We start from the raw sequence: 6722 nt of genomic DNA, 5'->3' as shown, positions 1-6722 counted from the left end.
CTCCAGGATTTTTAGGATTTTGAATTGTATTCAAAGCCTGCTGCTCGTTTGCTTTTCTTATAGGTAAAGCAACAACTACAAATACAATCAGAAGAGGAATTGTCAAAATGCTACTTGTTTTTAATCTCCTGCTGCGTTCGTATTTGATACTTTTCTTAATAAACTCACAAGCCAAGTCCGATAAGGCAAAGTTTGTCAATTCCTCTTTCTGGAACGCCTTCGCTTCTTTTAACTGTTTTCCTTGAAGTAAATAATCATTAAGCTGCTTATTCTGTTGCCACTCAGTCGCCAAGCGTTCAATTCTATTCTTTTGGATAATTTTACTGCGATTTTCATCAATCCAACTTTGTAATAGCTGCCAGTGGCGGATTAACGCTTCATGTACAACCTCCACTGTTTGTTGACCAGAGCTATTTCGGCTGGTAACGACCAATCGCGCATCTGCCAGTTGACTCACTCTTAACCAGCTGGCTGCACCCAATTCAGATTTTGTGGCTATCCGACGCGTATCTTCTGTACCTTCGCCTGGGCGTACCAATTGCATGAAAATTCGCTGCACCTGTTGTTGTTCGGTAGCATCGAAATTGTTATAAATCTTATCGGCATGAGTTGCTAGGGCACCTTGGACTTCACCAATCGCTTCATACGCTGCATGAGTGAGTTGTCTATCACTTCGACGTTCCCACAGTAAAGTTAAAGCAAATTCCAGTAACGGTAATGTACCTGGTTCATTTTCAACATCATCTAAAATGCGTTCTATGAGTCCACCTTCCAATGTGACTCCTAGCTTTTGGGCAGGTTTTTCAATTACCTCCAATAGTTCCTTGCGGTTCATTGGTCCCAGCTTGATGTCATCTTGCAGGACATCAGCAAATGGACGGTACTCCAGCGCACTGCCTAAAAAATCCGCTCGCATAGTAGCAACTAGCACCGTAGGCAATTGGTTTGTGGAAGTTTGAATGAGACTCAGCAAGCAATCTAGAAAATGCCGACGGGTGGATTCATTGTTACATAAAGTATAAATTTCCTCAAACTGGTCAGCAATCAACAGCAGCCGATGATTAGAATGATTGCGTTGGATTCTGGTGATTACGTCAGGAAGAAGAACCTTGCGAGCGCAAAAATAGTCAGCCAGTTCGCGTGCTTGGGCTATTTGTTGAGTAGCATTCAAATCTGTATAAAGAGGAACCAGCGCTTCAGCCAAAGCGTAAAACGGGTCAGAACCAGGACGGAAATGAGTAAATAACCAATTCCCCTGTTGTTGCAATTTTGGCACTAGCCCTGCTAATACAACGGAAGATTTCCCGCTGCCGGAAGCACCTAGTACAGGAATAAAGCTCCGCTTTGCAGTTGCTTGTATAAGTTCTTCTATAAAGACTTCGCGTCCAAAGAAGAATTCAGTATGATTGGGACCAAAGTGAAATAGACCGCGATAAGGGCATGGCAAGTTGTCATCAGCAGAAGTTTTGGCAGGGTTAACAGGTGCTGTCCTAATGTCCTCACGGTAATAATAGTTAGTGATATTAATAACAGCACTGCCTGTTGCAGAAGTGGCTGCATATTGTGTTTCCGTAATTGCTTGTTTGATATCGCTTTGTTCAGCCATGCCAGCAGCTCACCTTCTCCTGATTGATGAAAGTACTGACAAGCGTTATGCTTGAGGTTGACCGTGTTCCTCAATATTGCTGATACTGGCGTTAGCAGTACCAGAAGTAGCAGCATATTTGACGTTGTTGATAGTCTGGGTGATAACCTGCTGTCCACCTGGTTGTTCTTTCACCTTGGCAAGCAATTGTTGTGCTAACTGCACAATAACAGAGTCATCTAACGCTTTGGCAGATTCAACTTCTTCTTGTAGCGTGGCTTTACGAGCTTCTGAATTGGGCTTTTGTTCCAATTTGTTGACTGCCTCAACCAACTCGCTTTCTGAACCATATTTCTTTGTGAGAGCATCTTTGAGCGCTTTGTAACCAGCTTTGACTGCATCTGTAGCAAAATTTCCTGCGATGCCCAAAACAATTGCTGAAGTAATAGGATCCATAGTTTCTCCTTAACTTATCTGTACTGGTGGAAGCCGTCGTTTTTATGATTTTTGAATTATTAACCGCAACGGTAGGGTAGCTTTCACCATTAATATTCATTGTAAAAACAGATGATTCCAGAAATGTTTCTTTTTTTTTAGACGCAGTTATTTGCGCTTATGTATAGTTATCAGTTTTATCTAGGAGGATGCGGTTAACTCTATATTGGATGATAGCGTATATGCTATCATCATGACATGGCGATAAAAATTGTAGTTGATACCAGCGTTTTTATTAGTGCGCTGATTAGCTCTCAAGGCTCCAGTAGAGAACTCATTCGACGCTGTTTGAAAGGTGAATATCAGCCTTTGATGGGAAATGCTTTATTTTCTGAGTATGAATCAGTCATTCAGCGAACAGAAATTATCGCCAAATGCCCTTTAACGAGTGAAGAAATTTCTGCTTTACTTACATCATTGATGAGCGTCAGTCAATGGATTTATATCTACTATTTATGGCGACCTAATTTAAAAGACGAAGCTGACAATCACTTAATTGAATTAGCAGTTGCAGGGAATGCCCAAATTATTGCTACTCACAATGTCAAAGATTTCCAAAATGCTGAATTGTTATTTCCTAACTTATCAATATTAAAACCCGAAAAAATTATTAGGAGTTAAACAAAAATGGCAACTTTAACTATTCGTTTACCAGACGATAAGCATAATAGATTGAAAGAACTTGCTCAAGCCAAAGGCATAAGTGTTAATAAGCTGATTGAAGAACTTTCTACCATAGCTTTAGCAGAATTTGATGCCCATACAAGATTTAAAGCAATGGCTGCGACTGGTGAGACAGCGCTGCAGGAGGGTCTCCCTCCGTAGGCGACTGCGAACCCGAAGGGCAACCCAGAAGAAGGGTTAAGAATACTGGCTAAACTTGATACTCTGACAGAATAGAGCTTGTAGTGCAATGATATAAACAGTCTTTATATTCAATACTTCCAAAACTTGGAGATTTTTAGAATGAAATGGACACTTGAAGAAGCCAAACAACAGCTACCTTCAATCATTAATGCAACAAGTCTTGAACCTCAGCTAATTTATACTCAAGAGGAATTAGTGGCTGCAATTGTAGATCCTGAGCTTTTTAAAGAATTTTTAAATTGGCGGCAAAAAACTGCAAAAACATCTCTAGCTCAAGTCTTTAAAGAACTTCAACAGTTATGTACCGAAGAAAATTATAGCTTAGAAATACCAGCACGAAGCAATCGCGATAATCCTTTTACGGAAGATCAGGATGAGTCATCTTTGTGACACGAATATCATCAGTGAATTAACTCGCCCAATGCCAAATTCAGGGGTGACAGCATGGAGTGGTACTGTGACATCCATTAACTTAAGTGTTATTACAATTGAGGAAATTTATTATGGTTTAACAGCCAAGCCTAATGCTAGGATTCAAAACTGGTTTGAAAACTTTCTCTTCACTCACTGTCAAATTCTCCCCATCACCTCAGAAATTGCCAAGTGTTCGGGTGAATTGAGAGGCTTTTTGAGAACTCAAGGTAAACCGCGAACACAAGCTGATATATTTATCGCGGCAACAGCTAAAATACATTCTTTGACACTTGTTACAAGAAATATTAAGGATTTTGATGGTTGTGGTATATCCACATTGAATCCATTTAGCTGATTACAAACCATTGTTTTTTTGTAAAAAGTTCACCAGCCAGTCTTTCACACTGCGGGTTGCGAGGCAGTCGTCTTCGTTGTAACGTTGGATGATTTCAAGTAAGGAGCGATCGCCCATCTCTAACCACTGATCATACCAGTAAATACACTTCATACCGCTGGCTTCTGGATCACGCCACTCAAACCCCAACCATCGTGCGATCGCTTTCAAAGCATAACTTTCTATAGGTAATGCCACGTTTTGCGTTAAGATTTTATAGATATCCACAAACCGATTCAGAACGGGCAACACATAACTTTGTGGAGTCTGGTAAAGCTTTGCCAGTCGTTTGACTGTATCAAGTTCGTAAACACAAAAATGATAAATTGGTGCATCTGGATATTGCCAAACCAAATTCAGAAATTGCTGCCAAACCAATTCTTCTTCTTCTGGGCTTTCTGCTAAAAAGGAATAAAACTTTTCTGTTTTAGCTTGCCTATCAACTACCAAAACTCCTAACAGAAAATCTAAATTCAAATCTGGTTGCGCCTCAATATCAAAAAACATTTCTACAGGCGCTGTAGTAATGGTGTCATTCCTAGGGGTAAGCAACTGTGTAGCTTCTGTATCAATTTCTATAGTTGTGTCGAGGCAAACAGAAGTTTCAACAGTGCAAGAATTTAGGACGTATTGTTGCTTTGGTGGCAAATTCGGTATGATGAACGGACGGTTTTCCAGAATAGATTTTGCTTGTAGTATCAGCTTGGGTGCGACTGCGCTGTCGAAACCTGGCAAGTTTTCTAATTGAGTCGGATAAGTTTTTGCCAAAGATTCTACTGTTGTGATTTCCAGCGCTTGCAGTTGTGTGTAGCGAACAGGTGTCACTCCTGGTAACAAAGAAAGGTGTTTTTGAGATTGGGCAACAGTATAACAATAATCGTACCAAGGACAAAGATTGCACCGTTGACGAGAGATAAAGACTTCAGGCGCTTCCTCTGTTTCTAAAGTTTGAATATACTCTTCCAGAACACGATGCATTTGTGGCATCCATTTGAGTAGATCCACAGAATAACCCGCCTCTTTACCACGCAGCATCAGCCAAGCTATTTCCAATTCACTTTGTTGCACCATAGCCAACACATATGCGTGAAATGCTGCTACAACCTGATACTCCTGTTTAGGACGCTTACCCAGTTCAATATTGACTGGAACGTACATCCAATCTCCAAAGCGGGACTCTCCTCTATGTTTGACAAGAATATCTGGACGGCTTAGTAGTGTATGTGTTTGAGAATAACCTGTGACCAGCACCCCTTGATAAATGGACTCAGCCCCTTGTTCCATTAACTCTAAGGTTGCTGTCACTCCTGCTTTCCAGTCTCCCTGTCGATAGACTGGTCGCTGATACGTAAACTCTGTCAAAATACTCCTGTGATGAGCAATCCTGTCTTGGTAAAGTTTCAACAGCAAGTCACTCTCAGGTTCTCGCCGACTTTTATCCCCGTGAACGTCTAAAAAAGGTCGGCGCTTACAGCGTTGGTATTGCAGCAGTAGTTCAGCATTGATTAACATTCTTTTAAGGTAACAAGAATTATTACTTTCTGGTAGTGAGCCGATAACTAAAGTTGAAGTTATTGTCCACAAATACATTCAGGTAGACAAGGAGGACAAGGAGGACAAGGAGGACAAGGAGGACAAGGAGGACAAGGGAGAGGATCTGTATCTAGAATTTAGTGAAATGGTATTACAGGCATGCACTTGAAAAAGTATGCCCTACGGACAGGCACTTGACAAAAATAATTTTAAATTTTGTATAAAAATAATTAATATGTCATGACTCATTGATCACTGATGGCTACTCTTTCTGCATCACCTACCAAGTTACTTCACCATCGACAGCTTTTTCCAGGTTTGGCAAATAAAGCATATTTTAACTACGGCGGTCAAGGACCAATGCCACAAACGGCTTTGGATGCTATCTCTGACGCGCAAGCTTATATCCAACAAATAGGTCCTTTTGGGACTGAGGTCAACAGTTGGATAATAGAGGAGACAAAAGCTGCAAGAAATGCGATCGCCTCTGAGTTAAGTGTCCCAGCCGAAACAATCACCCTCACTGAAGATGTCACCGTCGGCTGTAATATTGCTATGTGGGGTCTTGAATGGCATAGGGGCGATCATATACTACTTAGTGACTGCGAACACCCTGGTATTATAGCGACAGCTCAGGAAATCGGGCGGAGGTTCGGTGTTGAACTCACCACCTGTCCTCTAATGGCAACTTTAAATGAAGGTGATCCTGTTGAAGTCATTGCCCAACACTTACGTCCAAAGACTCGTCTTGTGATCTTGAGTCACGTTCTTTGGAATACAGGTCAAGTTTTGCCTATTGACAAAATAGCGAAATTATGCAGAGGAAAATCCGTCAAACTTCTGATAGATGCGGCTCAATCTGTAGGCTTACTGTCTTTAAATCTCACTGAATTGGGAGCGGATTTTTACGCCTTTACGGGTCACAAATGGTTGTGTGGTCCTGGTGGTACGGGAGGTTTGTATGTGCGACCAGAAGCCCGAGACAGTTTGAAACCTACGTTTATCGGTTGGCGCGGCGTTATTTTAGACAGTAAAGCACAGCCTGTAGATTGGCAAAGCGATGGAAAACGCTATGAAGTAGCGACATCCAACTATCCACTTTACACGGCGCTAAGGGAGGCGATCGCAACTCATCAGCAGTGGGGAACACCAGAGGAACGTTACCAGCAAATTTGCCGCAATAGTGAGTACCTGTGGCGAAAATTACAAGTTTTACCCGATATCAAATGTTTGCGAACTTCTCCACCAGAAAGTGGTTTAGTCTCGTTTCAACTGACAAATCAAACACCATCAACCAGTCGTCAACTTGTGATGTTTTTAGAATCACAAAAGTTATTAACCAGAACAATAGCCGATCCTGACTGCGTACGTGCTTGTGTTCACTATTTGACTCTAGAATCAGAAATCGACGAACTGGTTGAAGGAATTCAACGA

At 41.5% G+C, this 6722-nt stretch carries 7 protein-coding genes and 1 pseudogene; 5 read left to right on the top strand and 3 right to left on the bottom strand.

The features are described 5' to 3' along the window. Positions 1-1606 (bottom strand): nSTAND1 domain-containing NTPase (locus DP116_RS25690; RefSeq protein ID WP_439330041.1); only part of this gene is annotated, 1606 nt, incomplete at its 3' end. A gap of 45 nt (positions 1607-1651) precedes the next feature. After that, on the bottom strand, positions 1652-2041 hold the full coding sequence (locus DP116_RS25685) for a Het-E N-terminal domain-containing protein (RefSeq protein WP_169157845.1): 390 nt from the start codon (positions 2039-2041) through the stop codon (positions 1652-1654). Positions 2042-2278: 237 nt separating this feature from the next. Here DP116_RS25685 and DP116_RS25680 point away from each other — a divergent pair, with 237 nt between their 5' ends. The 4 genes and pseudogenes from DP116_RS25680 to DP116_RS25665 all read left to right on the top strand — a co-directional run bounded on the left by DP116_RS25680 (position 2279) and on the right by DP116_RS25665 (position 3716). Continuing rightward, positions 2279-2701: a putative toxin-antitoxin system toxin component, PIN family gene (locus DP116_RS25680; RefSeq protein WP_169157844.1), complete on the top strand. Its 423-nt coding sequence runs from the start codon at positions 2279-2281 to the stop codon at positions 2699-2701. Positions 2702-2707: 6 nt separating this feature from the next. Then, positions 2708-2980, top strand: a pseudogene (locus tag DP116_RS25675) (toxin-antitoxin system HicB family antitoxin). A gap of 66 nt (positions 2981-3046) precedes the next feature. Continuing rightward, entirely contained in the window at positions 3047-3337 is a 291-nt protein-coding gene (locus DP116_RS25670; protein WP_169157843.1) for a prevent-host-death protein, read from the top strand. Then, positions 3321-3716: a type II toxin-antitoxin system VapC family toxin gene (locus tag DP116_RS25665; RefSeq protein ID WP_169157842.1), complete on the top strand. Its 396-nt coding sequence runs from the start codon at positions 3321-3323 to the stop codon at positions 3714-3716. Before DP116_RS25670 ends, DP116_RS25665 begins: the two co-directional genes overlap by 17 nt. Here DP116_RS25665 and DP116_RS25660 read toward each other — a convergent pair whose 3' ends face one another. Further along, positions 3717-5267, bottom strand: coding sequence for a TM0106 family RecB-like putative nuclease (locus tag DP116_RS25660; RefSeq protein ID WP_169157841.1), 1551 nt, complete (start codon positions 5265-5267; stop codon positions 3717-3719). A gap of 279 nt (positions 5268-5546) precedes the next feature. On the opposite strand from DP116_RS25660, the gene DP116_RS25655 reads away from it, so the two are divergent. Further along, the coding region (locus DP116_RS25655) for an aminotransferase class V-fold PLP-dependent enzyme (protein WP_169157840.1) at positions 5547-6722 on the top strand (1176 nt) is incomplete at its 3' end.

Source organism: Brasilonema bromeliae SPC951, assembly GCF_012912135.1.
GTDB lineage: Bacteria > Cyanobacteriota > Cyanobacteriia > Cyanobacteriales > Nostocaceae > Brasilonema > Brasilonema bromeliae.
Note: the sequence above shows the minus strand (reverse complement) of the source record. Positions and strands in the feature narration are given on the sequence as shown.